Raw genomic sequence first — 24,729 nt, forward strand, 5'->3', positions numbered from 1 at the left:
TTTGCTATACACTATTAGGAAAATAAGAGCCTCTCTACCGAAGCCGAAACTGGTGCTACAGCCCGTGCGCCTCGCGCATAGATTCGCGGCAGGCGGTGAGGTACACCTCTACCAAGTCATCAGTAATGGCGGTGCTCACAAACAGCGCTTCGTACTGAGCCGGCGCCAGATAGATGCCACGCTGCAGCATGGCGCGGAAGTAGCGGCCAAACGCCTCGGTATCGGAGTGTTTGGCGTCGGCTAGGTTGTTGACGGGCTTATCAGTGAAGAACACGCTGAACATCGAGCCGACTTGATTTACCGTGTAGTTCAGGCCAAGCTCGGCGGCAATCTGACGAGTACCATCGGCGAGGCGGGTGGTAATGCGATTTAGCTCGTCGTAAAGCTCGGGATGCTGCTGCAAGTATGTGAGCTGCGCAATGCCGGCGGCGGTGGCAATAGGGTTGCCGGAGAGCGTACCGGCCTGATACACCTTGCCCGCGGGAGCCACGTTGTCCATGATGTCCTGCCGGCCGCCGTAAGCGCCTACCGGCATGCCGCCCCCAATGATTTTGCCGAGCGTAGTCATGTCGGGGGTGATGCCGTAGAGCTCTTGCGCGCCACCTGCAGCGAGGCGGAAGCCCGTCATCACTTCATCGAAAATAAGCACAATGCCGTGCTGCGTGCACAAGTCGCGCAGGCCTTGTAAGTAGCCTTGCTGCGGCTCTACTAAGCCCATGTTGCCCACTACCGGCTCTAAAATCAAAGCGGCTACCTGTCCTTCATTTGCGGCAATGATTTGCTCAACGGCCGCTAGGTCGTTGTAGGGTACTGTAAGGGTATCCTTGGCTACTCCTTCCGTCACACCTGGCGAATCGGGAGTGCCGAGGGTGAGAGCCCCGGAGCCAGCCGCAATCAGAAACGAGTCGCCGTGGCCGTGGTAGCAACCCTCGAACTTGATGATCTTGTTGCGCCCCGTGTAGCCCCGCGCCACCCGAATAGCCGACATCGTGGCCTCGGTGCCGGAGTTTACTAGCCGCACCTTCTCGATGCTGGGCACCATTTGCTTAATGAGCTCAGCCATTTCCACCTCGCGTCGCGTGGGCGCCCCAAACGAGAGGGAAGCCGGAATGGCCGCCTGCACAGCGTCCAGCACCACGTCGGGCGCGTGCCCCAGAATCATAGGCCCCAGGAATTGATGAAATCCAGGTACTTATTGCCGTCGACATCCGTCAGCCAAGCTCCTTTGGCTGACTGCATGAACACGGGGTGGCCACCCACGGCGCGGAAGGCCCGCACCGGCGAGTTGACCCCGCCAGGAATATGGTTTTTGGCGCGCTCGAAAAGGTCTGCACTAGTTTGCAGAGCGAGTTCGGGAGTGGTAGTAGGCGAGGAAAGTTGCATAGCAGAAAAGTAGCGCGAAGCTCCAGCTTCACGTATCGTTGAACGCGTATTCGTGACGATAAAACAAACCAGGGCGCGAAACTGGAGCTTCGCGCCTCCATTAGTACAACCTATCGGATGCCCACTGGGTTCAGTACTTCCAGCTCCAAACGCTCTAATTTGGTGAGCGGCACGTACTGATTGTCGTGGGCTCCGCCGGGGTAGCCGATGCCTTGAAATACGGCGCCCGATACCGGCCCGGCGTTGGTCAATTGCTGCTGAAACGCTGCCCCGTTGAGGTGCAGCTGGGAGCCGAAGTAGTATAGCAGCTCGAAGCCCGTAAAGGCAAATACAGATGGCGGCAGGTTCTGGCGTTGCAAATACATTTGCCGGAAACGCTGCACCCCAAAACTGGTGGGGTCAATATACTTCGGATGCACAAAGTACACGTCGCGCGCATCGAGCTGGCCTAAACCAATGCGGTTGTTGTCGAGCCAGGAAGCATAGGTGAGCAAGGGCGGCCGGGCGTCCTGCGTCTTCAGCGTATTGAGCGTGTAAGGTCCGATTTTCTTCGCGTCGGAGGCCACTACTAAGTGGCCCACATTTTTCAAATCGAGGCCTGCAAAGCCCGTAATCAACGACTCTTCGGCGTTGGAATTGACGCGGCGCAACTCCACTACCCGGCCACCAAGAGCTTCATATGCCTGCTTGTAAGCTAGTCCGAAAGCGGCTTCGTCCCGGGTGTCTTCGTACAGCACCACGGCCGTGCGGGCTCCACCCAAACGGTTGTAGGCAAACTGCGCTGCCTGTCGGGCTTGCGTAGCCGTGCTGGGCTCGAACAAGTAATGCCACGAGTTGTCGAGCACCAAATCACCGTCCTGAGAAAGCGGATTCACGCATACAATCTGCTTCTGCTGCGCATAGCGGGCCAAAATCTTACTACCCGACTTATACACGGGGCCAATAATAAGGTCCATGCTCGCCAGCTCCGGCAAGGCCAGCACTTGTTTGAGTTGCAGCGTATCAGCGCCGGTATCGTAGGCGAAAAGCTGGACCGGATGGCCCTCGCGCTGCAAGGAGTCTTGCGCGAGGCGCAGACCAGCGTAGAGGTCGGTTACAAATTGGTTTTTGCGGCGCGTTTCCCAGCTCGGGTCGTCGAACTGGAAGGGGAGGAGCACACCTATGTTGTATAAGCTCTTCTTGAGGGCGCGCGGGCGGGGGGTATAGCGGCTGCGGTCCAGCGCGAACTGCGTAATAAGCTGGTCGAGTTGGGGTTTGTCGGCATCCGTAAACCAGCCGCCGTTGGCGAGCTTATCGGCGTAGGCACGGCCCAGGGCTATTTCCTGCGGATGGGTTTTCAGCAGGTTCTGGAAAGTAGGCTTGTCTTTTACGCGGGGCAAATACATAGCCTTCATATTCTCGCGCTCCTGCACTAGCTTGTCGGCCGGGAGCTGGGCCAGCACTTTCAGTGCATTGTCGAAGTCGTTTTGCTCGAACGACACTTGCCCTTGCAAAAACAGCGCCTCGGGCATGCCAGGCCACTGCGCGTACTCACTGCGCAACAGATTGAGCATCTGCTCGGCCTCGGCCCATTTCTTGGCTCGGCTAGCGGCCACGGCGTAGAGGTAGGCAGCTTCGGGAGCTTGCTTGAATTGGTTGCCCGGGGCCGCAGCAGGCTCCAACTCGGTCATGGCCAAGTCGTAGCGAGTCTGGCCAAGGAGGGTTTTACCGTTTTTGTAGCGAGTGTTCAGGTCCGCAGAACCTAGGTTGGCCGGCAAAGGCGGACCAGTAGGTTTGGGAGGTGTACTAACAACCGCTTTGGGGGTAACAGCAGTGCTTTGGGTAGCAGTAGTGGGCTTGCTAGTAGGAGATGACGCCGGTTTGGTAGTGGAAGTAGAACTCGTAGTAGCTGGTTTGCTAGAAGTGGACGTAGCAGATTTACCGGCGGCTGCTGGCGCGGCAGGTTTGCTGGTCGACGGGGTAACTGATTTACTGGTAGCTGGAACAGCAGGCTTGCTCGTAGCCGATGGGCGCGTGGCTGCCGGCTTGGGGGTCGTTTGTTGGGCTTGATTGGGCAACGTTAGTGCCAAGCAGCTACCCAAAGCAGCAAGTCGCACAAAAGAAAAAAACGGCATAAGCCAGAAACCAGAAAGTGAGGCGTAATTAAAGGCAAACCGCAGTATCGCAGTTTGCTGGTCAAATGTACGAAGGAAGCTTGGGGAAGATATACGCGGTAAAGCACAGCTACGAGCTATGATAGTATTGCTATCATCTAAGTTGGAACTAGTCCTTTACCGCTTTTGGTGAGAGACGAGCTTATCACACTGCAATTCACTTAAAGTGTTGCCGGAAACTGCAGATGCTGAGCTTATACTGATAGTTGAATTTAATGCCGAATTAAGCTCCATTTAATGTTTTTTTAAGTCCGCGTGCTTCCTGCTGAAATACCTTTGTATCCAAGAACAGCACATCTATACGGCTGCTCTTTCTGCTGCAAACTGATGCCTAACTGCACCTGATGATAGTAATACTATCATATATGATATAAAAGCTTTGTTGCCCACTATGGAATCCAATCCACCTGTAAGTCCTCATTTGCGAATCGAGTTGAACGAGCGACTGTACTTGCGCGATCCGCAGGATACAGACCTCGGACGTCGGTTGATGGCCGAAGGCGTGAAGCTGATTGATGAAATTGGGTTCGAGCAGTTCACTTTCAAGCGGTTGGCGCAGCGCATCGAATCTACGGAGGCGTCGCTATACCGGTACTTCGAAAACAAGCACCGGCTGCTCGTGTATCTGGTGTCGTGGTATTGGGTGTGGCTGAGCTACCAGATGCGCTTTCACACGCACAATGTGCCTAGTCCGACCGAGCGGCTGCGGTTAATGCTCCGTATCCTGACACGCGGCCACCGTACCGATGCAGTGCCCACCCAGATTGATGGGGCGGCGCTGTACCGTATTGTGGTAAACGAGGCCTCAAAATCCTACCTCACCAAAGATGTAGACGAAGACAACCAGGCTGGCTTGTTTCGGGAATATAAACGGTTAGCGGCGACTATAGCCGCCGTGGTTAGCGAAATCAATCCCACTTATCCGTATCCGCACATGCTGGTAAGTACCCTACTTGAAACTGCGCGCAAGCAACTGTATTTCGCGCAGCATCTGCCTTCCCTCACCGACTTGGCCGAGCAGAAAACGGCCGAAGAAACGGTTTATTCTTTTCTGGAAAATCTAGTGTTCAAGGCTTTGTCGTAAGCGAAAGAGTCTCCTTTTTCAAGAAGCTGCCGAATCTGTTGCCAACTGCGCCCTTCAGGGCTGCCGGTGAACTGCTGTGCTCTCACCGCTCAGAAATATACAGCGCCCGTCACTGCCAGCACGCCCCCAACCCGCTTTACTCAAGAACCCTTCTTATATGGTCGATACCCATCCTTCTGCTCTCACGCCAGTACAGCGTCTTTTCCGCTTACTCGGAGCCGAGCGGCGCGACATTACCTATTTATATGTGTATGCGGCTCTCACCGGGCTGATCAGTTTGTCGTTGCCGCTGGGTGTGCAGTCGGTTATTGGGTTTGTGAGCAGCGGCGACGTTAGCACTTCCTTGGTAGTACTCATTGCGTTTATTGTGGTGGGCACGCTGCTGGTTGGGGCCCTTCAGGTGATGCAAGTGTATTTGGTGGAATTCATTCAGCAGCGCCTATTTGCCCGCGTCAGCTTTGACTTTGCGGTGCGCTTGCCACGGGTGCGCACCGAGTCGTTGAACGGCGAGTACCTGCCGGAACTAATGAACCGCTTGCTCGACACGCCGACTTTACAAAAAGGCCTTTCCACGCTGCTGATCGAGTTTTCGGCGGCGGCAGTACAGTTGTTGTTCGGGTTGCTGCTGCTTTCGTTCTACCATCCCATCTTCATAGCGTTCGGCTTGCTGCTGGTGGCCTTACTGGCCCTCATGATCCGCTTTACGGGTCCCAAAGGCCTGAGCACCAGCCTTACCGAGTCGAAGTACAAATATCGGGTGGTGGCTTGGCTCGAAGATGTAGCTCGCACTGTGCACACCTTCCGGCACCCACCGCGCCAGCAGTTGGCCCTCGACCGTACCGACAGCTTGGTGGAAGGGTATTTGGCCGCCCGCAAAAGTCATTTCAGTGTGCTGCTAACGCAGTATTGGGGGTTTGTAGCCTTCAAAACGCTTATTACGGCAGCGTTGCTCATTATCGGCTGCTGGCTACTGATTAGTCGCCAAATCAATATCGGGCAATTTGTGGCCTCCGAAATCGTCATCATTCTCACTATTTCGGCCATCGAAAAAGTACTGCTGAAGCTTGATGTAGTGTATGACGCGCTGACCTCGCTCGACAAAATCGGGCACGTGCTCGACCTGCCGATGATAGCTGGCCACGTGGGGGCGGCCCTGCCATTGCCCGCCACGTGGCAGGGCTTGCGCGTGGAAGTGCGCCATCTAACCTACCACTATCCTGGTAGCACCCGGCAGACGGTGCAGGACTTGTCGTTGGAACTGGCGCCGGGCGAGCATGTGGGCTTAGCTGGCTTCGATGGCTCCGGCAAAACCACCTTGTTGCGTATTCTGGCGGGTTTGTTGGAAGGCTACATGGGCGTGGTAGCGTATGATGCCTTGGCCATGCAAGACATTTCGCCGGCCGACCTCGGGCAGCACGTCGGCGATAATATCTCCCACCAGAACTTGTTTGAGGGTACGCTGCTCGAAAACCTTACCCTCAGCCAAGCCGGCATCCAGCCCGATGATGTGGCCTGGGCGCTGGAGCTAGTGGGCTTGCGCGACGATATTTACGCCCGCCCGTTGGGTTTGAATACGCCCCTGGGCATTGGTTCGCCCCTAGCCGACAGCACCCGCCAGAAACTGCTACTGGCCCGGGCGTTGGTGCGCCGCCCCCGCCTGTTGTTGCTCGACAACTTCCTGCCCGGCGTAGAGCCGGCCGAGCGCCTGCGCATTCTGCAACGAGTGCTGGCGCCCGAGCATAACTGGACCGTGCTGTTGGCTTCCAACGATGCGCGTGTACTGGCCCTGTGTCCTCGCTTAGCCTTACTCCGCGACGGTCGTCTGCTCGCCGACGGCTCCTACACCGACTTGAGCCGCCGCCCCGAAGTGCAAGAACTACTTGCTTGATAGATTAAACGAGAGGTCCTAAACCTCATAACTCAATCGAGCTGGCGCACACCGAAAGTACCGTTTCACTCCATCCTTAATTCTCACAATTCCATGCCTTTTGCCGAACATCCGCTTAATGAAACCAACCCGACGGGGGCGAGTTTTCGCGCGTTCCGGCACGTGCAAACGCCGCGGGCAGGCCGTATGCTGGCGCGCTGGTTCTCGGGGCTCGGGCTCTTAGTGCTAGTAGCTGGGTTTATGCCCTGGACGCAGAACATTCGCTCCACCGGAACCCTCACCACACTACGTCCCCAAGACCGTCCTCAAACCGTACCGAGCACCATTGGCGGGCGCATCGACCGTTGGCAGGTACGCGAAGGCCAACGAGTGCGCAAGGGCGATACGCTAGTGGTTATCACCGAAATCAAAGACAAGTACTTCGACCCTGAATTACTGGCGCGCACCCAAGAGCAACTGGAAGCTAAAATTGCCTCGCTGCAGGAAAACCGGGCCAAGGGGTCAGCCCTCAGCACGCAGCAAGTAGCGTTGCGCAGTGGCCTGCGCGTGAGTCTTGACAAAGCAAGCAACAAAGTAGAGCAAACGCGCCTCAAGGTGAACTCCGATGAAGCCGAGTTACGGGCCGCCAACAACGATTTTGATATTGCGCGCCAGCAGCTCGAACGGCAGGAGGCGCTCTACAAGCAAGGCCTAAAGTCGTTGACCGAGCTGGAACAGCGGCGCCTGAAGTTTCAGGAAAGCACGGCTAAGCGGCAGGCTGTAGAAAACAAGTTAGGAGCCAGCCGGCAGGAATTGGTGAATGCCCAACTAGAATTAGTTTCGTTGTCGGCTGAGTATCAAGATAAATTAGCCAAATCGGAGTCAGACCGCCGTTCGGTAACCGCCTATCAGTTTGATACGGAAGGGCAGATTGCCAAAATGCGCAACGAATTAGCCAACCTGCGTATTCGCTCGGGCTTCTACCATATTCAAGCCCCGCAAGACGGCTACGTGGTGCGCGCCCTCAAAACTGGCCTCGGCGACATCGTAAAAGAAGGCGAGCCCATCGTAACGGTGATGCCCAATACCCCACAGCTGGCCGCCGAACTCTACGTACGCCCCATGGACATTCCGCTGCTGAGCGTAGGCCGCCGGGTGCGTTTGCAATTCGATGGCTGGCCCGCGCTGGTCTTCAGTGGGTGGCCGGGCACCAGCTTCGGTACCTTCGGTGGGGTGGTGGCGGTTATAGATAATATTGATTCGCAAGGGCAGTACCGCGTACTCGTCACGCCCGATCCGCAACAGGAACCGTGGCCCAACCTCCTGCGCGTAGGTTCGGGCGTCTATGGTTGGGCTTTGCTGGATGATGTGCCGATTTGGTACGAATTGTGGCGGCAACTCAATGGCTTCCCGCCCAACTTTGTAGGCAAGCCCGCTACCACTTACGCGGCCAAGTCCGACAAGAAAGCTGACAAGGCCACTGCTGACACTGAAGCTGGGGAGGAGGAAGTTAAATGAGTGTACTACGTGCTATTGGGGTGGCAGTACTTGCCAGCACCCTCGGGTTGTGGGCACCAAAAACTATGGGGCAGACCCTTCGGCAGCCCCCCGTCTTGGCGCCTAACGCCGAATCGACGGTGCGGACCGTCCAGCCGGTGGATCTGCCGGATACAAGCAAGGTATTCAGCCTCGCTGACCTGTTGACTTACGTAACGCTGCGCCACCCGGTAGCCCGCCAGGCAGGGCTGCAACCCGAGCGCGCCCGCCAGGAGGTACGTTACGCTCGTGGCCTTTTCGATCCGGCGGCGAGCAGCAAGTACTACGGCAAGACCTTTGGCGGCAAAGAGTATTTTCATGATTGGGACACGCAGTTGCGCGTGCCCCTCTGGTTTGGGGCCGACGTAAAAGCCGGCTACGAACGGGGAGTTGGCCCCTATGTCAATCCCGAGAATACTACGCCATTGGCCGGACTGAGCTACATAGGATTGTCCGTACCTATAGCCCAGGGCCTGCTCATGGACGAGCGCCGGGCGGCTGTGCGACAGGCGCAAGCCCTACAGGGTTTAGCCGAAGCCGAGCGGCGCAGCGCCCTCAACAAACTAGTGTTACAAGCCGCCAAAGACTACTGGGACTGGAGCCTGAACTATCAGCGGCTAACGTTGCTGCGCCGCAATACCACCTTAGCCGATGTGCGCTTCCGGGCGGTGCGGGAGCGGGTGCGGCAAGGCGACTTAGCCGCTATCGACTCAGTAGAGGCCCTAACGGAGCTGCAAAACCGTCAAGCCACACTAGTGCAAGCCCAAGTGCAGTGGCAAAACGCTACGCTCTTGCTCAGCAACTATCTCTGGGACGAGCAACAACAACCACGGGAGCTGCCCGCACAGGTGCGCCCCCAACTTCTGCCTACCCCCGCCGCCTGGCGCCCCCTACTGCCCGATTCGGTGGCCGCCCTGGCCGAGCTGGCGCTGCAAATTCATCCGGAGCTACAAAAAAGCCGCGCCAAGCTAAGCCAGCTAAGCGTAGAGCGTCGTCTGCTTTCCAATAAGCTGCTGCCCAAGCTCAACCTCGACTACAACTTGTTGCAAGCCGGCCAGCCTTTCAGCCCTGAAGGTGGTGCCCGCTTCAGCGGCAGTTATTTTCAGAACAATTACAAGCTTGGCGTGAGCTTCGCTTATCCGCTGTTGCTGCGTCAGGAGCGCGCAAAACTGCAGCTCAACCGCCTCAAGCTGCGCGAAACCGAGTTGGATCTACAGCAAGACAGCCGCGAAATTCAGACTGGCGTGCGCACCGTAGCCAATGACTGGGAGGCCTTGCGCGAGCAGCTACGTCTGCAAGAGCAGGTGGTGCAAAACGCAGAACGTTTGCGCAACGGCGAGCAAATTCGATTTGAGAACGGGGAAAGCTCGGTGTTTCTGCTCAACTCGCGCGAAGCGACGCTAGTTACTGCCCGCGTAAAGCTAGCCGAGCTGCAAGCCAAATATGCCCAAACCCAAGCTACGTTGCGCTGGGCCGCCGGTGGAGTGGAATAAGATGGGGCGTCAGCTTTTTGTTGCTCAGTGGTACAAGCCGGAACCAAGGCTACGTGGTGCAGTGGGAACGAGGCTCCAACAGACTGATAAGGCATGGTTGAGGCTAGGCTTTAGCATTTACTCGTGCTGCAACGGAACGTAAATGTTCTTCGTTGTTTATGTAGAAGAGAATGATTCTGCATATAAAATAGCATGGACTTATGGCACTGGTACCTGGCTTAAAGCGCCGCCCCCGAACCTATAGCGACGAAACCCCCCGTGACCCCGGTAAGTGGGGCTGGTATATGATGGCTGTTATTGCCGTGCTTTGGTTGTTGTATTCTTGGTTTTTCAATAAGTAAAGTCCTTCAATTTCAGCCAGTAGGTTGTAACTTTCGGGGGTAGATCGGTTTATAACCGCCTGATTCAGTACAATCTACTGTTGAAATTTTCGTTCTGTGCCTATGCCGATTCCTCTCGCCACGTTAGCCTTGCCTCAAATTCGGCAGCGTCTCAACCTGATTTTACTCTTGGGGGCTTCCCTTGCCTTAAGTGTAGTGCTCATTGCGTTCCGGGTATTCTTCACGCAGCAGATTACGTTTGCTTTTCTTCTCTGGAACTTGTTTCTGGCCTTCATTCCCTTCGGATTGAGTACCATGCTTGGTCTCTCTGCTGGCCGTTTGAAAGCGCGGGTGTTGTTGCCCGTAGGTTTGGTGTGGCTGCTGTTTTTTCCTAATGCTCCCTATATCCTCACCGACCTTTTCCACCTTGAGCGTCGCGTGAGCATACCCTACTGGTATGACCTAGCCCTTATTCTAAGCTGTGCTTGGAATGGCTTGATGCTGGCCTACGCTTCGCTTATTGACATGCAAACTTTGGTAGCGCGTCGGTTGGGCACCGGAGCTGGGTGGGCATTTGCCACGGTCGCGTTGCTGCTTAGCTCGTTCGGCATCTATTTGGGCCGCTACTTGCGCTTCAACTCTTGGGATGTTGTTACCAATCCGCTCACCTTGTTTTTCGACATCGTTAGCCGACTACTACATCCGTTCTCGCATCCTAGCACCTGGGGCGTAACCCTGCTTTACGGTGTATTCCTAGTGCTAGGCTACGCTACCGTGCGGCTACTCGGCCGGATGGGAGAGGAGTCTATATAGAAAATCTGATTGTACTGAACGGCTATCATCTAGCCAACTTGTAGCGAGGCAGCTAACTACCCACGACTCGTAGTCAGGTAGTTAGCTGCCTCGCTCTTTAATAGGCAGTAGGTGCAGAAAGCCTCATTCGATGATCATCTACAACCTGCCGCTTAGCAAAGGCTCACTTGTGTTACGGAGCAAAGCAGAATGGTACTAGCTAGTAGCTTCTCATATGTCCCCACTAACGGCAAGGCTTTGCTCGTGCTACATTACGTGTAGGAATGTGGTAAGTATAATTATGCCGTGTGCAGTGCGAGCAAGAGAAATTGATAAATATTTCATTAGTAGATGCAAAATACTATCATATTTAACCATTATGGGGTGTCAATTTGAATAGTAAGTAATTGCTTACTTAAAATTTACATTTTTTATTTTTTGTAGTTATAGGTATTTTCATTGAGAAATAAAATTATATTGCTTTACCGTTGAGTCTACATCCTGTAGGCTATTGCTTATTTACTAGTTTATTGTCAGCTTCTATGTTTCCTTCTCCGATTGCGCATGCTATGCGGCTTTGGCAAGATATGCTTGGCCAAGAACACGAAACTCCTCGTTCCTTTTTGTGGCAGAACGTGGAGGATATGGAACCCGATGAAGCAGGGGCTATCAGTTGGAGAAACCAACAGATTAAGACCCGTATTTATTTTAAGGGCGACAAGGTTATATGCGTTTTAGGTGATTACAGCTATTGGCGCCGGCAGTGGGAAGCTTTTACCAAATGGCATGAGGTGCCGCTTAAGCAGATGAGGCCAAACTAATCGAGAGGCGCTTTTTATCGTGTTTATCGAACAACCTAAACAAGCGTAGTTTATCAGTTGTTGAAGTGGGCAGAGTGTGTCGGCGAGCTTTAGTGTCTTAAGTGGGTGTTGGCTGTGAAGTAATAAGATTCAGGTTTTAGGCCTTTACCGTACCTTGCCACCCTGATGATGCACCTCCAAACCGATTTTTCTAACACGCCGGCCATGACCTGGGAGCGGCTGCTGAGCCGTCGTCGCTACCCGGAGCAGCCTCAGTTGCATGTAGTGACGGATGCGCCCCCCGTACGCGGCGCCTTCGTCGCCGACTACGACCGGGTGGTTTTCAGCTCGGCGTTTCGGCGGATGCAGCGCAAAACCCAGGTGATGCCACTGCCCGAAACCGACTTCGTGCATACTCGCCTCACGCATTCCTTGGAAACTGCTTGCGTAGGGCGCTCCCTCGGGCGCCTTGGAGGTCGGCTGCTGCTCGAAGAAACCGAGGGGCTAGTTCAAACCCTGCCTCATCTCGACTCCGACTTTGGCGATATAGTGGCGGCGGCTTGTCTAGCCCACGACATTGGCAATCCTCCTTTCGGCCACTCCGGTGAAGACGCTATTTCCACCTACTTCCGTAGTTCGGCTGCCGAGCCCTTTGTGCGCGTGCTCAACGCCGCGCAACGTGCCGACTTGCAACGCTTCGAAGGAAATGCGGCAGGTTTTCGGACCCTTACCCATACCTATGCGGCGCATAGTAGCGGTTCGGCAGGGTTGGGGTTGACGTATGCTACGCTAGGAGCTTACACGAAGTACCCTCGTCCTTCGGTGCTTGAAGAGGAAGCCAGTACCCGCGGTACCAGCGAGAAACGGCACGGCTATTTTCAAACCGAAGCCAACCGGTTTCAGGAAATAGCCCAGGAATTGGGGTTGTTGCCTAAGCCGCCCGGTTCGGCCGCTGGTTTTTACCACCGCCACCCGCTGGCCTTTCTCGTAGAAGCCGCCGACGATATTTGCTACCGCATCATCGACTTCGAAGATGGCCTCAAACTAAATCTGATTCCCAGCGAAACGGGCTTACGGCTGCTCCGCGAAATGCTTGGCGACGCTCCCAACCGGCGGGGTTCCGTCGAGTGGCGCGACTGGCGCGAAGAGCTAGGATACCTCCGTGCGCGCCTCATCAACCGGCTAGTACAGCAAACCGCCCGCCTCTTCGCCGACCGCGCCTCCGCTTTCCTTCATGGTCGCGCCGACGAACCCTTAGTGCAACATCTCGACTGTTGGGAGCAGCTTCAGCAGATGCATGCTCTTACGGTAGAGCATCTCTACCATAGCCGGCCTGTGCTGGAAATAGAAGCTGCAGGGTTCGATGTGATGGCCGGGCTGCTTGATGCGTTTCTGCATGCCACCTTTGATCCGCAAGCTGGCCCTCGTTCGCGTAAGCTCCAACAATTGCTGCCCACCCAGTTTCGTGCTCAAGGTCCCCAAGAAGGAATTTCGGCTTACGAGCAAATTATTCTGCTCACCGATTACATTGGTGGCCTTACCGATCAAAACGCGCTGAGTTTGTATCGTACCATTCGGGGTATTGATCTGCCGAAGGTGTTTTGAGGTAAGAGAGCAGCACAACGAAAAGCCGCGCCTGTTAGCTAACAGGCGCGGCTTTTCGTTGTGCTGCTCTCTTGCTGAAGTCTTTATCTGTTCCTTATTAGCTTTCGTACTGGTCAAGCACTTCGCGAAGGTCGTTTAGGCGCCGGCTAATAAGCAGCAGAATGTCGTCAGGAATAGGAATCGGACTTCCGTGGCGAGTGGCTAAGTAACGCACGAGAGCTTGCAGTCCCTGTAGCTCCTCCTGCACCTGATTGCGAATTAGGTGCCACTGATCTACTCCTAACTCCGGGCTTTGTAGGCAGCAGTAGCGCACTGCTACCATCTGGCTAATTAAGATGGCTATTTGCTCTAACAGTTGCTGCTCGCCTTCACTTAAATGACGGGGCTGGTAATCAATTATGCATAACGAACCGATACGGCGCTCATCGGGCATGCGCAGGGGGGCAGCTGCGTAGAAGCGAAGGTTTTTATCACGGGCGGCCGTCGCTGCCTGATTGGTAATAAGGGGTGACGATTCGTATGTTAAATCAGCATATACTACGGCTTTGTTGTCGAGGATGGCCGTCGAGCAGAGCGCTTCTTCCCGAGGCTGAGTCTGTATGTTTGGAAGACCGTAGCTTGCTTTATAGAAAACCTGCTCTCTGTCAACAAGAGCAATCAGTGAAATGGGGAGGTTGAAAATACGGGCTGCGAGTGCTACAAATTCACCAAAAACAGATTCCTGTAGTGAAAGGGCAGCGTCGTAGCGATGAATCGAACGGAGGCGTTGCATTTCATCGGCAGGAATGAGTATTTGGGGTATTAAACTCATATAATAACTGGATGATAGCTAAGCAGAAGACCACCCTGTACAGCAATTTGGTATTTTAAAGAATAAGAAAAAAACGGGAATCGACACTTCTTTGTAGGCTAATATTTATTCTGCTAATTGTTCATATCTTTTCTTGTTTCAATACGTTGCAGCAGCCGCAAGGTGGTATCGAGGCGTTGTGTGCGGATGAGTTGTTGGTACTGTTGCTGCAACTGCTCTTGCTTTTGACGCTGCTCTTGCTTCTGGAAAGGTCGTACTTTATAACGGCTGCCAGGCGCCCGGCTTAGGTTCACATAGACTAAGCCACGACTAGGCCGCGCAGCCGCCTCACCACTTTTAATGCGATCCACCCGCTTTTTGTTGTTGCCAAACAAGGCCTGCATGGGACTCAAACCGACGTATAAATTGGCGCGGCCGTTGAGTTGGTATTCACCACTTACTGCTAAATCGGTGAGGTTGCTGTTGAGGTGCATGGATGGTACTATTACCCGATTGCCATCAAGCACAAAGCGAGGACTGACTGGTTCGAAGTATAAATGATTTGTGCGTTTGTCGCGCAGGAACTTCAAGGCTTGTGCCAAGGCTTCTACATCCAGCAGTTCCAAGTCACGCAGGTCGGTTTTAAGATAAGCATACGTCTCGGGAAGCTGGGGAAGGAAGACGGCGTTGAGATTGGTGTGTACGTCGGCTTCGCAACGCATAGTGCCTTGAATGTTATCGGGCCGCAGCACCTCGAAATGCAAAGCCTCCGCCGCCCGAAACAGGGCTGGCAACTCTACATCTTGCAAGCGCACCTGCGCCTGCAGAGGATAGTGGTTGGTGCCCTCATCAGTTTGCATTTGTCCTTGCAAGGACACTTTCCCTCCGAATGCTTGTAGTGAGCAGCTTTCCAAGCGTGCGGCTCCGGACTCTAAGTGACTAACTAAGTGAAAATCATTGCCACGAAGCACAGCATACTGCACCCGGTCGGCCGAAACTCGCACTTGCGCTGTCACGGTGCCGTCTAGAAAGGGAGAGGTGGTCGGACGTAGCCGAGCCGGATTGGCGAACTTATCTCTACCGGAAGATGGGGGAGTCAACGCGGCCAGTAGTCCAAGCAAGCGTTGCACATCGAGTGTACCGTAGCGCAACTCCACCTCGGCATGCGCTGCTGCCAACTGACCCTCGCCTAGCCGGGCACTAGCACTTACGCGGCCTTGCCCACCAGCGCTGGTCCGGAAGTTTAAGTATGGAACCTGGAAACCCCGGCCGTTTTTATTGATGCGCAGTTGCAGGTTGGTAAGGTTTTCACCCGCCGGAAGGCGTAGGTTTTTTACTGTTGCAACTACCTGTCCGTGGGCACTTAGCACTGCTTCGCGCAAGCTAGGGTCAGGCGAGACAGAAGAGGCGCTAGTCGTGCGCGACGATCGGTTGAGCAGAGCTAGCAGCCGGCGGTACTCCACGGTATTAAAGCGCAGCGCCAATTGCACGTTTACGGGGTGCATCCGTAGGGTGTCAGATGGCCAGCTAATAGCGCCGCTTACTAAGCCGCCCCATATGTGAGTCTGCAAATTGGAAAGTTGGACGTAGCGCCCATTGTGGCGTACTGTAGCTGCTAACTGTTGTAGCGTATCAACTGGTAGTATCAATCTACCACACTGCAACCGGATATTGAGTTGCAGCCCTGGGGGCAACAAGTTCATGGCGCGTGCAGCTAGCTCTTGGTTACGGGGCCGGCCGAAGCGCCGCGGCCGGGGTACTCGGTGGGGCCGCCCGCCGGGGGAGCTAACAAGCGGCGCAGGCGGTCGAGACGCAATTCATCTACCACAAAGGTGCCCGTAACGGAGGTGGTAGGGTGTTGCCCATTGAAATACGAAAGCAAATAAGTGGTAGTCGCGTTAGCGCGAACGTTCATGCCATTAAGGCGGCACGTTAGGTTTTCCAAGAGCCACAAACTGTCGCGCAGTCCCAACTGCACATTCAACTCGGACATATCGGCTCCGCGGCTAGGAATCAGAAACGAAGCATTCTCGAGCGCAATGTTCCCGCGTACGGCCAGAGCCGACGGGGTAGAAATTCCACTGGCCCGGCTCGCTCGTCTGATGGCCCGCGTTTGTATTTCAGGCAATGGGCCGTTGAGTGTCAGGTCTAAGGCAGCATTGCCATGGCGGGCCTGCCACAAACCGGGGGCTACCACTGCCGCGAGCGTTTGGAGTTCCGTGCGCCCGCGTATCCGGCCGCTTAGGATAGGACGAGTGAAATCGCGCGCCGTAATGGCTGCGTCTAGCTCGCCAGCCGACGAGTAGAGGCGGCATTGTTCGAAAGAAAGGGAAGTAGTACGAGGAGAGTGCTCAGGTCCATTGTCGAATGTGCCACGGGCATCCCAGCGCCGGATACGCCGCGAAGAATCGGCCCACTGCAACTGCGCATTGCGTAGTTGAAACTGGAGAATTGTGCGCGGACGGGCTGTAGGACCACTCAGTCCCCGAATGGTGTACCAAATACGAGCGTGACTGGTGCTTCGGGCGCCGAGCAAATACCGCTGCATAGTAGTAGGAAGGGCTACGTGCAACACTTCGAGCAGCGGCTGCGAGCCTACCATGCGCAAGTTAAGGCGGGTACCCCGTGGCTGACCGGGGGCTGGCGCCTGGTGGGTGCCTCTGATAAGTACGGTGTCGCCATTGAGCGTGGCGTGGGTACGCAGAAATGTGCCTTTCCGCTGCTGAAAGTTGTATTGATAGCTCACCCACGCCCGCACTGGCTCCTGCTCGAACAAGTTGCCACGTCCGCTGCGTAAGTATAGTAAATGCCCATCCAGAGTACCGCGTACCTGGGCCGTTCCCGCCCGTCCGCGCGCCCATAGCCGCGCATGCCGTACAATTGCCTCAAAACCGCTGTTTTGCAGGTCATTGCGGTCTACCATGTGGAAATTGACGAGCGTGAGCGAGTCTAAGTCGAAGTTGGGAGGAACGGCCGCAGTGGCCTGGCGAGGCCCTCTGCCGTGCAGGCCCCAGTCACGGCCCGTTGAATCGGTGACTTGGCGAAATTCGGTGTCGTAGAGGGTAAGGTGGCGAACGTGTACTCGGCCTCGCAGCAACTGACTGATTTCCAACCGGGCATCGGCATGGTTGATGCCCAAAACCTTCACCGCCGCCCGGGCACTGGTATCGGTTAGTTGGAAGTTGCGCAGTGAAACCGTGAAATCTGGAAAGTTGCTTACCAGCGAAAAATTTACGTCAAAAGGAGCCAGCACCAAGTCGGAATTGCGTGCTATTCGGTCCCGTACCGCTTGTTCCACCCGTCGTTTTCCCCAGCTAGATCCTAGCAATATTGCTCCTATCAGAACAGCAAGCAGCAACCCCAGCAACGAAAAGCCCAGCAATTGACGGAGAGAAGGGCGTTTCATAGAACGTGAGAAGGCGGCATAAAAGCGGGAACAGAAGAAGGTTAGCGCTTCTACGCAGAAACAACTGTTGTGGTACAGCGCATAATAGCCTGGGCTAAAAGCCGGTCTTGCGGTAAGTTGCCAATAAGCTAGCAGGAGAGCAAGCAGCCAAAATATTTTATTTAGACATTTTCTAAATAATTATACATTTGAGCATTCCATCTCCTCATCCTCATGGCCCTATTCTTTCACCACAACGATTTTGGTTATTGTGCCCGCTGCCCTCGCACTTGCCATTTGCACCTGTGCTTCGGCAATGTGGCTTTGGCTGCAACTGTCCCGGAATTCACGGAGTTCCGCCAAGTAGTCGCAGATACTTGGCAGCACCATTGCCTCCGCACCACCGACCCCGAGGCTCGCTGTATAGCGTTGCGCACGCCGGCCCCCAACCTAGCTTTGGTTTTCTCGCTCGTCGAGTTAACTCAGCTGCGCGATATTCTTGAAAATACGGCGTTGTTGCTGGAAGTAGAGCAACTGCTGAGCCCTAGAGCACTCGAGTAACAAGGGTCAAAAGCGCAGCTGAAATTGCGTGAATGCATAAAACTGCTAACACTAACATCAAAAAAGCCGCTGGTAGTATACCAACGGCTTTTTCCTGGGTTAAGGACTAGCTTATTCCCACTCAATAGTAGCGGGTGGTTTGCTGGAAATATCGTACACCACGCGATTGATACCGCGCACCTGGTTGATTATCTTGTTGCTGATTTCAGCAAGAAACTCATAGGGCAGGTGGGCCCAGTCGGCTGTCATGCCGTCCACGCTGGTTACAGCACGTAGGGCTACTACTTGTTCGTAAGTGCGCTCGTCGCCCATCACGCCTACGCTTTGGATAGGAAGGAGCATTACGCCAGCCTGCCAGGTTTTGTCGTAGAGGCCATGCGCTTTTAGTCCGTTGATGAAAATGGCGTCGGCACGCTGGAGCAGGTCCACTTTGGCAGGGGTGATGTCGCCTAGAATCCGAATGCCTAAGCCCGGCCCTGGAAAGGGGTGACGATGCAGAATGTTGATTGGTAACCCTAGCGCATGACCTACTTCGCGCACTTCGTCCTTGAACAAAGCCCGTAGAGGTTCCACAACCCGCAAGTTCATCTTGGCTGGTAAGCCTCCCACGTTGTGGTGGCTCTTGATGGTTACGGCCGGTCCTTTCACCGACACCGACTCGATAACGTCGGGGTAGATGGTACCCTGGGCTAGCCAACGGGCGCCGTCCACCTTTTGCGCCTCTCGGTCGAACACCTCAATAAAGGTGCGGCCGATGGCCTTACGCTTCAATTCTGGGTCCGTAAGGCCCGCTAGTGCCGCGTAAAATTCAGTGGAAGCATCCACGCCGCGCACGTTCAGGCCAAGGTCTTTGTAAGAATGCAGCACATCTTCGTACTCGTCTTTGCGCAACAAGCCGTTGTTCACGAAAATGCCGTGCAGCCGGCTCCCAATGGCCCGATGCAGCAACAAGGCCGCCACGCTGGAATCTACACCACCCGAGAGGCCAAGAATCACTTGATCTTGCTCGCCAATTGTGCGTTGCAAGGTGTCCACCATCGAGTCAACAAAATGCTCGGGCGTCCAGCTTTGGTCGAGGCCGCAGATATTGACTACGAAGTTTTGCAGCAAGGTCTTACCATCGGCGCTGTGCGTAACTTCCGGATGGAACTGGATACCATAAGTGGGCTGATTTTCGATATGAAAAGCAGCTACCTCAACTTCTGGCGTGCTAGCAATAACCTGGAAACCAGCTGGCAAATGTTTGATGGTATCGCCATGCGACATCCATACTTGCGACTCGGTAGGCACGCCATGCAGCAACGGGCTTTGGTGGTTGACGTGGGCGAGGCGAGCCCGGCCGTATTCCCGAATGGTAGCGGGCATCACCTCACCGCCTTGCTGATGCGCTAGCAGCTGCGCGCCATAGCACACACCTAGCACTGGCACGTGGCCGAGATAGGCTGAAAGGTCGGGGTTGGGTGATTCGGCGTCGCGCACAGAGCAAGGGGAGCCGGAAAGCACAACGCCCCGGATATCCTCAGTGAGGTCCGGGGCGTGCGTATAAGGGTGAATCTCACAGTAAACATTCAACTCCCGAATGCGTCGGGCAATGAGCTGAGTGTACTGCGACCCAAAGTCGAGGATCAGAATCTGTTGAGGCATAGGCAAAGGTAAGCAGGTAGTGGGGGAGCACAAAAGATCCTGGCACTAGTAATTGATATTACCTGTTGGGTCTTGAAATTGTATCAATAATGTTCAAGGAAATAGTATTAGTTAAAAAATTAATTGTCTTATACACTGATATTATAAATATACTATGTATGTTTGCATCAAGTAATGCTGGCTCACAATTATTGCTAGCCTTAGTACCGCATATCTACTCTGTTCTATTACCTCCCACACCTGTTGTATGAAGTCCTTTGTACAGTTCATTTTTGGCATGACGAGCCTTTTCTTGTCAACAGCTGCCGTAGCGCAGAGTGCTACTGGCACGCCTACAAGCACCCGGACAATGCCAAAAACGGTTATTGCCATGAGCGCTACGCCAGTTGCTATGCCTTCGCCAGCGCCTGCAGCGCCAGCTGCTCCATTAGAAGCGAAAGACTTTAAAGGAACCGTAGTTGATGAACTGGGAGAGCCTTTGGCAGGGGTAGTCGTCTCTGTAGTGTCAACTAAAAATCAGTTCAGTGCCGCTACGACCACCACCACTAACTCTGAAGGTGAATATTTGCTGCGTACTACCAACGCATCACCGGTACTGCAAGTAAGCTATGCTGGCTACGAAGACATACGGCAACAAGCCACATATGCCCATCCTATCACGTTTCAACTCCAAGCAATTGATAATTACGAGCGCCAGTTGAAAAAGAAAGTGAAAGCTGCCGAGAAGGCCTGGCACAAATAACAAACAGTACCCGACGAAAATAGCGTCCATTATAAAGCTGCTTGCTGATCGTCGAGAGGGTAAGCTACTCGCTAATTTACTATAAGGTTGGTACTATAAAATCTTGCTATAGCTGCGTTTCGATAAATCGAATAGCACTTAATCTCTCCTTATCCTTATTCTATTGCTAGAACGCTGCTTTGCTCTGTCGCTACCTTAAGGCCTTATTTGTAGCTAGGTAGAGTTGAGTGAGGCAGCGTTTCTATGCGTGTAATGCCACCGAGTGGGTTGCACCCAACAAATGAAAGACCAGAGTTACTAAAAATTAAAGCCCCTGATTCTCTGGCAGTAGGTAATAGAAAAAACAAAAAAAAGCGCTTACAGCGTAAAAGGTAGTATTCGTTTGTATCTTTGCACCCGGCGAGTCAGAACGACCAGCTCCTGTTGAACTCCCCAGGACCGGAAGGTAGCAAGGGTAGACGGTTGAGCGGTGCGATTTTGGCTCGCTTTTTTTTGCCTATAAATCTGGGAAGTAACCAGATTCACAATGGGCACTCTCAAGCGACACTAGCAAGCGTGTCGACCAATAAATCTAGCTAAATCCGGGATAGGTGGTAGCTTTGAGGACTTGTTGTTTTCAACTGATTCCGCTTATACCACATGAAATTTTTCATTGATACTGCCAACCTGAAGGACATTCAGGAAGCTGTGGAGCTTGGGGTTCTCGACGGCGTAACCACCAATCCTTCGCTTATGGCCAAGGAAGGCATCAAAGGAACTGATGCCGTCATGGCCCATTACAAGCAAATATGTGAGTTGGTGGATGGTGATGTATCGGCCGAAGTAATTGCCACCGACTACGAGGGTATCGTGCGAGAGGGTGAGGCCTTGGCAGAACTGCACCCCAACATTGTAGTGAAAGTGCCTATGATCCGGGATGGTGTGAAAGCTATCCGCTACTTCTCTGATAAAGGCATTAAGACCAACTGCACTCTTATCTTCTCGGCTGGGCAAGCCTTACTTGCTGCCAAAGCAGGCGCTACCTATGTGTCGCCGTTTGTGGGCCGCCTCGACGATATTGGAGCCGATGGCATGTTGCTGATTCAGCAAATCGTAGATATCTTCTCTAATTACGGATATCCTACGCAGGTACTCGCTGCTTCCGTGCGCCACATTCCGCACCTAATTCAGTGCGCTGAGTTTGGAGCCGATGTCGTAACCTGTCCGCTCAGCGTTATCACAGGGCTGCTCAGTCATCCACTTACCGACAAAGGTCTTGCTACCTTCCTTGCTGACCACGCGAAAGTAAACGGCTAACGAACAGCAGGAGCAAAAGCAAGGCGTTCCACTACTTTCCTAGGCCTTAGTTGTTCAGCAGTCAAACAATTCAATCCTTCAGCCATGTATATCATCAAAGTCAAAGGCAAAGCCAAGATTCCCGATTACATTCAGTTGCGTGACGAGGAGTTTGTGCTCATTGCTTACTTCCGTGCCGACCGGCCGCTGAAGGATTTGCACCGCTACGGGCTGGAAAACAAGGAAACGGCCTTGGCTGCTGTTATCGACGGCCTTGCTTTCGGCAAGCTGCAAAAGCTGGAAATATAAATTTGGGGTTTAGTGCTTGGTTGTTAGGGCATGGTGGTTCTGTCTGCTACTACGCCTTACCAACCGAGCGCTAAGCACTAAAAACTAAGCATTAAATTATGTCCGTTGTCGAGCTGCACGATGCGTATATCATGCAGGATGTAAACACCATCCTGCAGAAGGTCACGTTTACGCTGGAGAAAGGAGAGTTTGCCTATCTGGTAGGTCGGACGGGGTCTGGTAAGAGCTCTTTGCTAAAGACGCTGTACGCCGATTTGGGGTTGGGAGCCGGTACTGGAACGGTAGCGGGCTTTCCATTGCCTCGCATCAGCAACAGTAGCAAGGTGCCATACCTGCGCCGCAAACTGGGTATTATATTCCAGGATTTTCAGCTACTCTTCGACCGGACGGTAGCCGAAAACCTGCTTTTTGTGCTTAACGCCACTGGGTGGAGCGGCAAGGCGCGTAAGCAACAGCGCATTTCGGAGGTGCTCATGCGCGTGGGCTTGGCCAATGTGGCGGGTAAGATGCCGCACCAACTATCGGGGGCGAGCAGCAACGCGTGGTTATTGCTCGTGCTCTACTCAACGAGCCGCTATTGCTGCTCGCCGATGAGCCCACCGGCAACCTCGACCCCGATGTAGCAGACAGCATCATGCGCCTGTTCGTGGAAATCAATAATTCGGGCACAGCCGTGCTCATGGCTACCCACAACTACCAAATTATTCAGCAGTACCCAAAGCGCGTGCTCAAGTGCGAGCAAGGCCATTTAGTGGATTCTGCGGTAACGCCTTTTCAGTTAAAAAACGAGTTCTAGAACATTAGCCGTGGTGTTGTAGTGGCATCTGGCTAATTACTTAGCTGCGCACATTCCAGTTGTGGCACGAAGTTGACTGTAAGTGTTAGCTTGATTGTACATTTGGCGCCTCAACTCGTCAGCAATCTAAACCGTGGGTTCTTTACTTCTCCTATAATCCATGCCCGGTCTCTCCGTATTGATTCCGGTTTTCAACCGCAACGTGACGCCACTGGTGTACGCGTTGCAAGCCCAAATCAAGGATTGGGACGGCCCGGTGGAAATCTTGTGTCTCGATGACGGCTCCCGGGAAGTGGAGCGGTTGCCCAACCAGCAGCTAAGCAAGCTGACTGGCGTATGCTACGAAGAACTGCCGCATAATATTGGGCGGGCTGCTATCCGCAACCGCCTGGCTCATGCCGCCCGCTACGAGTGGTTGCTGCTCCTCGACAATGATAGTTTGCTACCCGATTCCCGGTTTCTGGCTCGGTATGCTGCTGCACGCTTGCAGGCGCCAGTATTAGTAGGAGGAACCACCTACGAGCACACCGCCCCTTCGACGGCGGAACTGACCTTGCGTTGGCTGTACGGCCGACTACGCGAAGCGCGGCCGGCAGCCGTGCGGCAACGTGCTCCGCATGGGCAACTTACGCTCAACAACATGCTGGTTGAAACGAAATTGTTTCGTCAGTTTGGGCTAGACGAGCAACTAACCCGCTATGGCCACGAAGACACTAAGTTTGGGTGGCTACTGCGCCAAGCCGGTATTCAGGTGCAGCACCTCGACAATCCGGTATTACACGATGGCTTAGAGCCTGCCACTATGTTTTTGCAGAAAAGCCACGAGGCCGTCCGTAATCTGGCCTTGCTTTACCGGGCTGAAGGCTTAGGCAGCGACACCAAATTGCTGAAGGCCGCCTTGCAGTTGCACCGTTGGGGCCTGAGTGAAGCCGTGCGGGCTGCGTTCAAGCTGCGCCAAACGCAGGTACGGCGCAACTTGCTTTCCGTGCGTCCTAGCCTGCGCCAACTCGATGCGTTGAAGCTGTACTGGATGCTGACGGAACTGGCAGAGTAGTCTGGTACCTGTGCCACGACAGTAAGATCCAAGATCAGTGATTGAGCAGTGGCTCTGCGCCAGCTACCACGGCGATGAGGATAGCAGCAAGGGAGCTTTTCAATTAAAAAGCCGATTCCTGGCTTAGGGCGCAGAAACCGGCTATAAAGCACGGGTAGGTGCAAGTCGGGAATTCCTAGTTTTTCTTGTCGTCTTTGCCGTCGAACACGTCTTTTACCGCGCCGCCTACTTTCTTACCGACTTTCGCGGCACCTTGGCCAACATCTTTGCTAGCTTCCTTTACATCGGAAGCAGTGTTGCTAGCGGCTCGGCCCACCTTACTCCGTTCGTCGGCGGTGCCTTCTTTCACCGCTTTTGCTTCGTTGCCCACGGCAGCAGCCCCTTGCGAAGCGCGGGCCTCCGCCTTATCAAGGGATTTGAAAGCGGCGTATTTCAGCTTCTCTTTTTGAATCTCGGCTAAGTCGCGCGCAGGTATGTCGCCTTTCACTTTGTCGTACGCTTCATCGAGGGCCCGCCATTCCGTGTTGATATTGCGCCAATCGTCGATGTCATACTGATCCTCGTTTTGCTTGATATTCTTGACGAACGACTCGTAAGTGGCGCGGGCATTGGCGGCCGTGAGTCGGGCGGCCGAGCCGGTGAGCTTGTAGTACTTGCCCACTTTGGGGGCGCTACTAGCAGGGGCTGCGGTATCAGTGCTTGCCTGGTTGGCAGTGGAGTTACGCTTGCTTTTCCAAGCCGCCTCGCGCTTGTCGAAGGCTTCGGTATAGCGGGTGCGCAGAGCTTCTACTTCCTGCCGTTGGGCATCGTCGTACCGATCTGCGTACTTATCAATGGCCGCTACTTTGGTATCGAAGTCGGCTTTGAGCTGCGCGGTTTCCTGTTCGTGGTCGGCTTCGGCTATTTCCGCTACGTTGTTGGCTTTAGCTTCCGCGTCGGCAACGAATAACTGGAAGTCTCTGTAAGCTTGGTCACTTTGTGTGGATACTTCTTTTTTGTCTGGCTGCGAACAACTCGTGTAATTGAAGGCACCACTAAGCAGCAACAAAGAGACGAAGGCGTTTGCAGTGAATCTTTTCCTGAGCATGGCATAGGGGTGTTAGAGCGGGGAGAGGCGCGGTATTTTCACCAGGCATCAAT

At 54.2% G+C, this 24,729-nt stretch carries 20 protein-coding genes, 1 other RNA gene and 2 pseudogenes; 16 read left to right on the plus strand and 7 right to left on the minus strand.

Features of this window, described 5'->3' with window-relative positions:
- Positions 1-55: 55 nt before the first annotated feature.
- Positions 56-1,383, minus strand: a pseudogene (gene hemL / locus MUN86_RS08490) (glutamate-1-semialdehyde 2,1-aminomutase).
- Positions 1,384-1,493: 110 nt separating this feature from the next.
- Positions 1,494-3,140: an ABC transporter substrate-binding protein gene (locus tag MUN86_RS08495; RefSeq protein ID WP_245124123.1), complete on the minus strand. Its 1,647-nt coding sequence runs from the start codon at positions 3,138-3,140 to the stop codon at positions 1,494-1,496.
- 55 nt (positions 3,141-3,195) lie between these two features.
- Here MUN86_RS08495 and MUN86_RS08500 point away from each other — a divergent pair, with 55 nt between their 5' ends.
- From MUN86_RS08500 to dgt, 9 genes are all read left to right on the plus strand, one after another.
- Positions 3,196-3,432, plus strand: a complete 237-nt coding sequence (locus tag MUN86_RS08500) for a hypothetical protein (RefSeq protein WP_245124126.1) — start codon at positions 3,196-3,198, stop codon at positions 3,430-3,432.
- A 495-nt stretch (positions 3,433-3,927) separates the two neighbouring features.
- On the plus strand, positions 3,928-4,620 hold the full coding sequence (locus MUN86_RS08505; protein ID WP_245124129.1) for a TetR/AcrR family transcriptional regulator: 693 nt from the start codon (positions 3,928-3,930) through the stop codon (positions 4,618-4,620).
- 157 nt (positions 4,621-4,777) lie between these two features.
- Positions 4,778-6,508, plus strand: a complete 1,731-nt coding sequence (locus tag MUN86_RS08510; RefSeq protein WP_245124132.1) for a peptidase domain-containing ABC transporter — start codon at positions 4,778-4,780, stop codon at positions 6,506-6,508.
- A gap of 93 nt (positions 6,509-6,601) precedes the next feature.
- Positions 6,602-8,005, plus strand: coding sequence for an HlyD family secretion protein (locus tag MUN86_RS08515; RefSeq protein WP_245124135.1), 1,404 nt, complete (start codon positions 6,602-6,604; stop codon positions 8,003-8,005).
- Entirely contained in the window at positions 8,002-9,516 is a 1,515-nt protein-coding gene (locus MUN86_RS08520; protein ID WP_245124138.1) for a TolC family protein, read from the plus strand. The genes MUN86_RS08515 and MUN86_RS08520 overlap by 4 nt, the downstream gene beginning before the upstream one ends.
- A gap of 200 nt (positions 9,517-9,716) precedes the next feature.
- The gene (locus MUN86_RS08525) at positions 9,717-9,857 is read left to right on the plus strand and encodes a hypothetical protein (RefSeq protein WP_245124141.1); all 141 of its coding nucleotides are present in this window, start codon (positions 9,717-9,719) and stop codon (positions 9,855-9,857) included.
- 102 nt (positions 9,858-9,959) lie between these two features.
- Positions 9,960-10,649 (plus strand): DUF1361 domain-containing protein, encoded by a 690-nt coding sequence (locus MUN86_RS08530; RefSeq protein ID WP_245124144.1) that lies wholly within the window; start codon positions 9,960-9,962, stop codon positions 10,647-10,649.
- A gap of 521 nt (positions 10,650-11,170) precedes the next feature.
- Entirely contained in the window at positions 11,171-11,449 is a 279-nt protein-coding gene (locus MUN86_RS08535) for a hypothetical protein (protein WP_245124147.1), read from the plus strand.
- Between the two features lie 165 nt (positions 11,450-11,614).
- Positions 11,615-13,033: a dGTP triphosphohydrolase gene (dgt, locus tag MUN86_RS08540; protein ID WP_245124150.1), complete on the plus strand. Its 1,419-nt coding sequence runs from the start codon at positions 11,615-11,617 to the stop codon at positions 13,031-13,033.
- A 97-nt stretch (positions 13,034-13,130) separates the two neighbouring features.
- Here dgt and MUN86_RS08545 read toward each other — a convergent pair whose 3' ends face one another.
- The 3 genes from MUN86_RS08545 to MUN86_RS08555 all read right to left on the minus strand — a co-directional run bounded on the left by MUN86_RS08545 (position 13,131) and on the right by MUN86_RS08555 (position 17,229).
- Entirely contained in the window at positions 13,131-13,844 is a 714-nt protein-coding gene (locus MUN86_RS08545) for a GAF domain-containing protein (RefSeq protein ID WP_245124152.1), read from the minus strand.
- 113 nt (positions 13,845-13,957) lie between these two features.
- Entirely contained in the window at positions 13,958-15,526 is a 1,569-nt protein-coding gene (locus MUN86_RS08550) for an AsmA family protein (RefSeq protein WP_245124155.1), read from the minus strand.
- 11 nt (positions 15,527-15,537) lie between these two features.
- Positions 15,538-17,229 carry an AsmA family protein gene (locus MUN86_RS08555; RefSeq protein ID WP_245124158.1) on the minus strand — a complete coding sequence of 564 codons (1,692 nt, stop codon included), beginning with the start codon at positions 17,227-17,229 and terminating at the stop codon, positions 15,538-15,540.
- A gap of 213 nt (positions 17,230-17,442) precedes the next feature.
- Between MUN86_RS08555 and MUN86_RS08560 the strand changes: the two genes are divergently transcribed.
- Positions 17,443-17,769, plus strand: coding sequence for a DUF6686 family protein (locus MUN86_RS08560; protein ID WP_245124160.1), 327 nt, complete (start codon positions 17,443-17,445; stop codon positions 17,767-17,769).
- Positions 17,770-17,880: 111 nt separating this feature from the next.
- On the opposite strand, the gene guaA is transcribed toward MUN86_RS08560, so the two are convergent.
- A complete protein-coding gene (guaA, locus tag MUN86_RS08565) occupies positions 17,881-19,413 on the minus strand; it encodes a glutamine-hydrolyzing GMP synthase (protein ID WP_245124163.1) in 1,533 nt (510 codons plus the stop codon).
- Between the two features lie 247 nt (positions 19,414-19,660).
- Here guaA and MUN86_RS08570 point away from each other — a divergent pair, with 247 nt between their 5' ends.
- From MUN86_RS08570 to MUN86_RS08595, 6 genes and pseudogenes are all read left to right on the plus strand, one after another.
- Complete coding sequence (locus MUN86_RS08570) at positions 19,661-20,155, plus strand: carboxypeptidase regulatory-like domain-containing protein (RefSeq protein ID WP_245124165.1); 495 nt, start codon at positions 19,661-19,663, stop codon at positions 20,153-20,155.
- Positions 20,156-20,551: 396 nt separating this feature from the next.
- Positions 20,552-20,647, plus strand: an RNA gene (gene ffs / locus MUN86_RS08575) — signal recognition particle sRNA small type.
- Between the two features lie 147 nt (positions 20,648-20,794).
- Positions 20,795-21,451 (plus strand): fructose-6-phosphate aldolase, encoded by a 657-nt coding sequence (fsa, locus tag MUN86_RS08580; protein WP_245124168.1) that lies wholly within the window; start codon positions 20,795-20,797, stop codon positions 21,449-21,451.
- 84 nt (positions 21,452-21,535) lie between these two features.
- Positions 21,536-21,739, plus strand: coding sequence for a fructose-6-phosphate aldolase (locus MUN86_RS08585; protein ID WP_245124171.1), 204 nt, complete (start codon positions 21,536-21,538; stop codon positions 21,737-21,739).
- 98 nt (positions 21,740-21,837) lie between these two features.
- Positions 21,838-22,535, plus strand: a pseudogene (locus MUN86_RS08590) (cell division ATP-binding protein FtsE).
- Positions 22,536-22,695: 160 nt separating this feature from the next.
- Complete coding sequence (locus tag MUN86_RS08595) at positions 22,696-23,589, plus strand: glycosyltransferase (protein ID WP_245124174.1); 894 nt, start codon at positions 22,696-22,698, stop codon at positions 23,587-23,589.
- Between the two features lie 175 nt (positions 23,590-23,764).
- On the opposite strand, the gene MUN86_RS08600 is transcribed toward MUN86_RS08595, so the two are convergent.
- Entirely contained in the window at positions 23,765-24,676 is a 912-nt protein-coding gene (locus tag MUN86_RS08600; RefSeq protein WP_245124177.1) for a DUF6565 domain-containing protein, read from the minus strand.
- Positions 24,677-24,729: the final 53 nt, after the last annotated feature.

This window comes from Hymenobacter volaticus, from assembly GCF_022921055.1.
Lineage (GTDB): Bacteria > Bacteroidota > Bacteroidia > Cytophagales > Hymenobacteraceae > Hymenobacter > Hymenobacter volaticus.

What these genes read in the sequence shown, in the direction of transcription:
- MUN86_RS08505 (WP_245124129.1), top strand. Translation starts at nt 3,928, where the DNA reads ATGGAATCCAATCCACCTGTAAGTCCTCATTTGCGAATCGAGTTGAAC.
- MUN86_RS08510 (WP_245124132.1), top strand. Translation starts at nt 4,778, where the DNA reads ATGGTCGATACCCATCCTTCTGCTCTCACGCCAGTACAGCGTCTTTTC.
- MUN86_RS08515 (WP_245124135.1), top strand. Translation starts at nt 6,602, where the DNA reads ATGCCTTTTGCCGAACATCCGCTTAATGAAACCAACCCGACGGGGGCG.
- MUN86_RS08520 (WP_245124138.1), top strand. Translation starts at nt 8,002, where the DNA reads ATGAGTGTACTACGTGCTATTGGGGTGGCAGTACTTGCCAGCACCCTC.
- MUN86_RS08525 (WP_245124141.1), top strand. Translation starts at nt 9,717, where the DNA reads ATGGCACTGGTACCTGGCTTAAAGCGCCGCCCCCGAACCTATAGCGAC.
- MUN86_RS08530 (WP_245124144.1), top strand. Translation starts at nt 9,960, where the DNA reads ATGCCGATTCCTCTCGCCACGTTAGCCTTGCCTCAAATTCGGCAGCGT.
- MUN86_RS08535 (WP_245124147.1), top strand. Translation starts at nt 11,171, where the DNA reads ATGTTTCCTTCTCCGATTGCGCATGCTATGCGGCTTTGGCAAGATATG.
- dgt (WP_245124150.1), top strand. Translation starts at nt 11,615, where the DNA reads ATGATGCACCTCCAAACCGATTTTTCTAACACGCCGGCCATGACCTGG.
- MUN86_RS08545 (WP_245124152.1), bottom strand. Translation starts at nt 13,844, where the DNA reads ATGAGTTTAATACCCCAAATACTCATTCCTGCCGATGAAATGCAACGC.
- MUN86_RS08550 (WP_245124155.1), bottom strand. Translation starts at nt 15,526, where the DNA reads ATGAACTTGTTGCCCCCAGGGCTGCAACTCAATATCCGGTTGCAGTGT.
- MUN86_RS08555 (WP_245124158.1), bottom strand. Translation starts at nt 17,229, where the DNA reads ATGAAACGCCCTTCTCTCCGTCAATTGCTGGGCTTTTCGTTGCTGGGG.
- MUN86_RS08560 (WP_245124160.1), top strand. Translation starts at nt 17,443, where the DNA reads ATGGCCCTATTCTTTCACCACAACGATTTTGGTTATTGTGCCCGCTGC.
- guaA (WP_245124163.1), bottom strand. Translation starts at nt 19,413, where the DNA reads ATGCCTCAACAGATTCTGATCCTCGACTTTGGGTCGCAGTACACTCAG.
- MUN86_RS08570 (WP_245124165.1), top strand. Translation starts at nt 19,661, where the DNA reads ATGAAGTCCTTTGTACAGTTCATTTTTGGCATGACGAGCCTTTTCTTG.
- fsa (WP_245124168.1), top strand. Translation starts at nt 20,795, where the DNA reads ATGAAATTTTTCATTGATACTGCCAACCTGAAGGACATTCAGGAAGCT.
- MUN86_RS08585 (WP_245124171.1), top strand. Translation starts at nt 21,536, where the DNA reads ATGTATATCATCAAAGTCAAAGGCAAAGCCAAGATTCCCGATTACATT.
- MUN86_RS08595 (WP_245124174.1), top strand. Translation starts at nt 22,696, where the DNA reads ATGCCCGGTCTCTCCGTATTGATTCCGGTTTTCAACCGCAACGTGACG.
- MUN86_RS08600 (WP_245124177.1), bottom strand. Translation starts at nt 24,676, where the DNA reads ATGCTCAGGAAAAGATTCACTGCAAACGCCTTCGTCTCTTTGTTGCTG.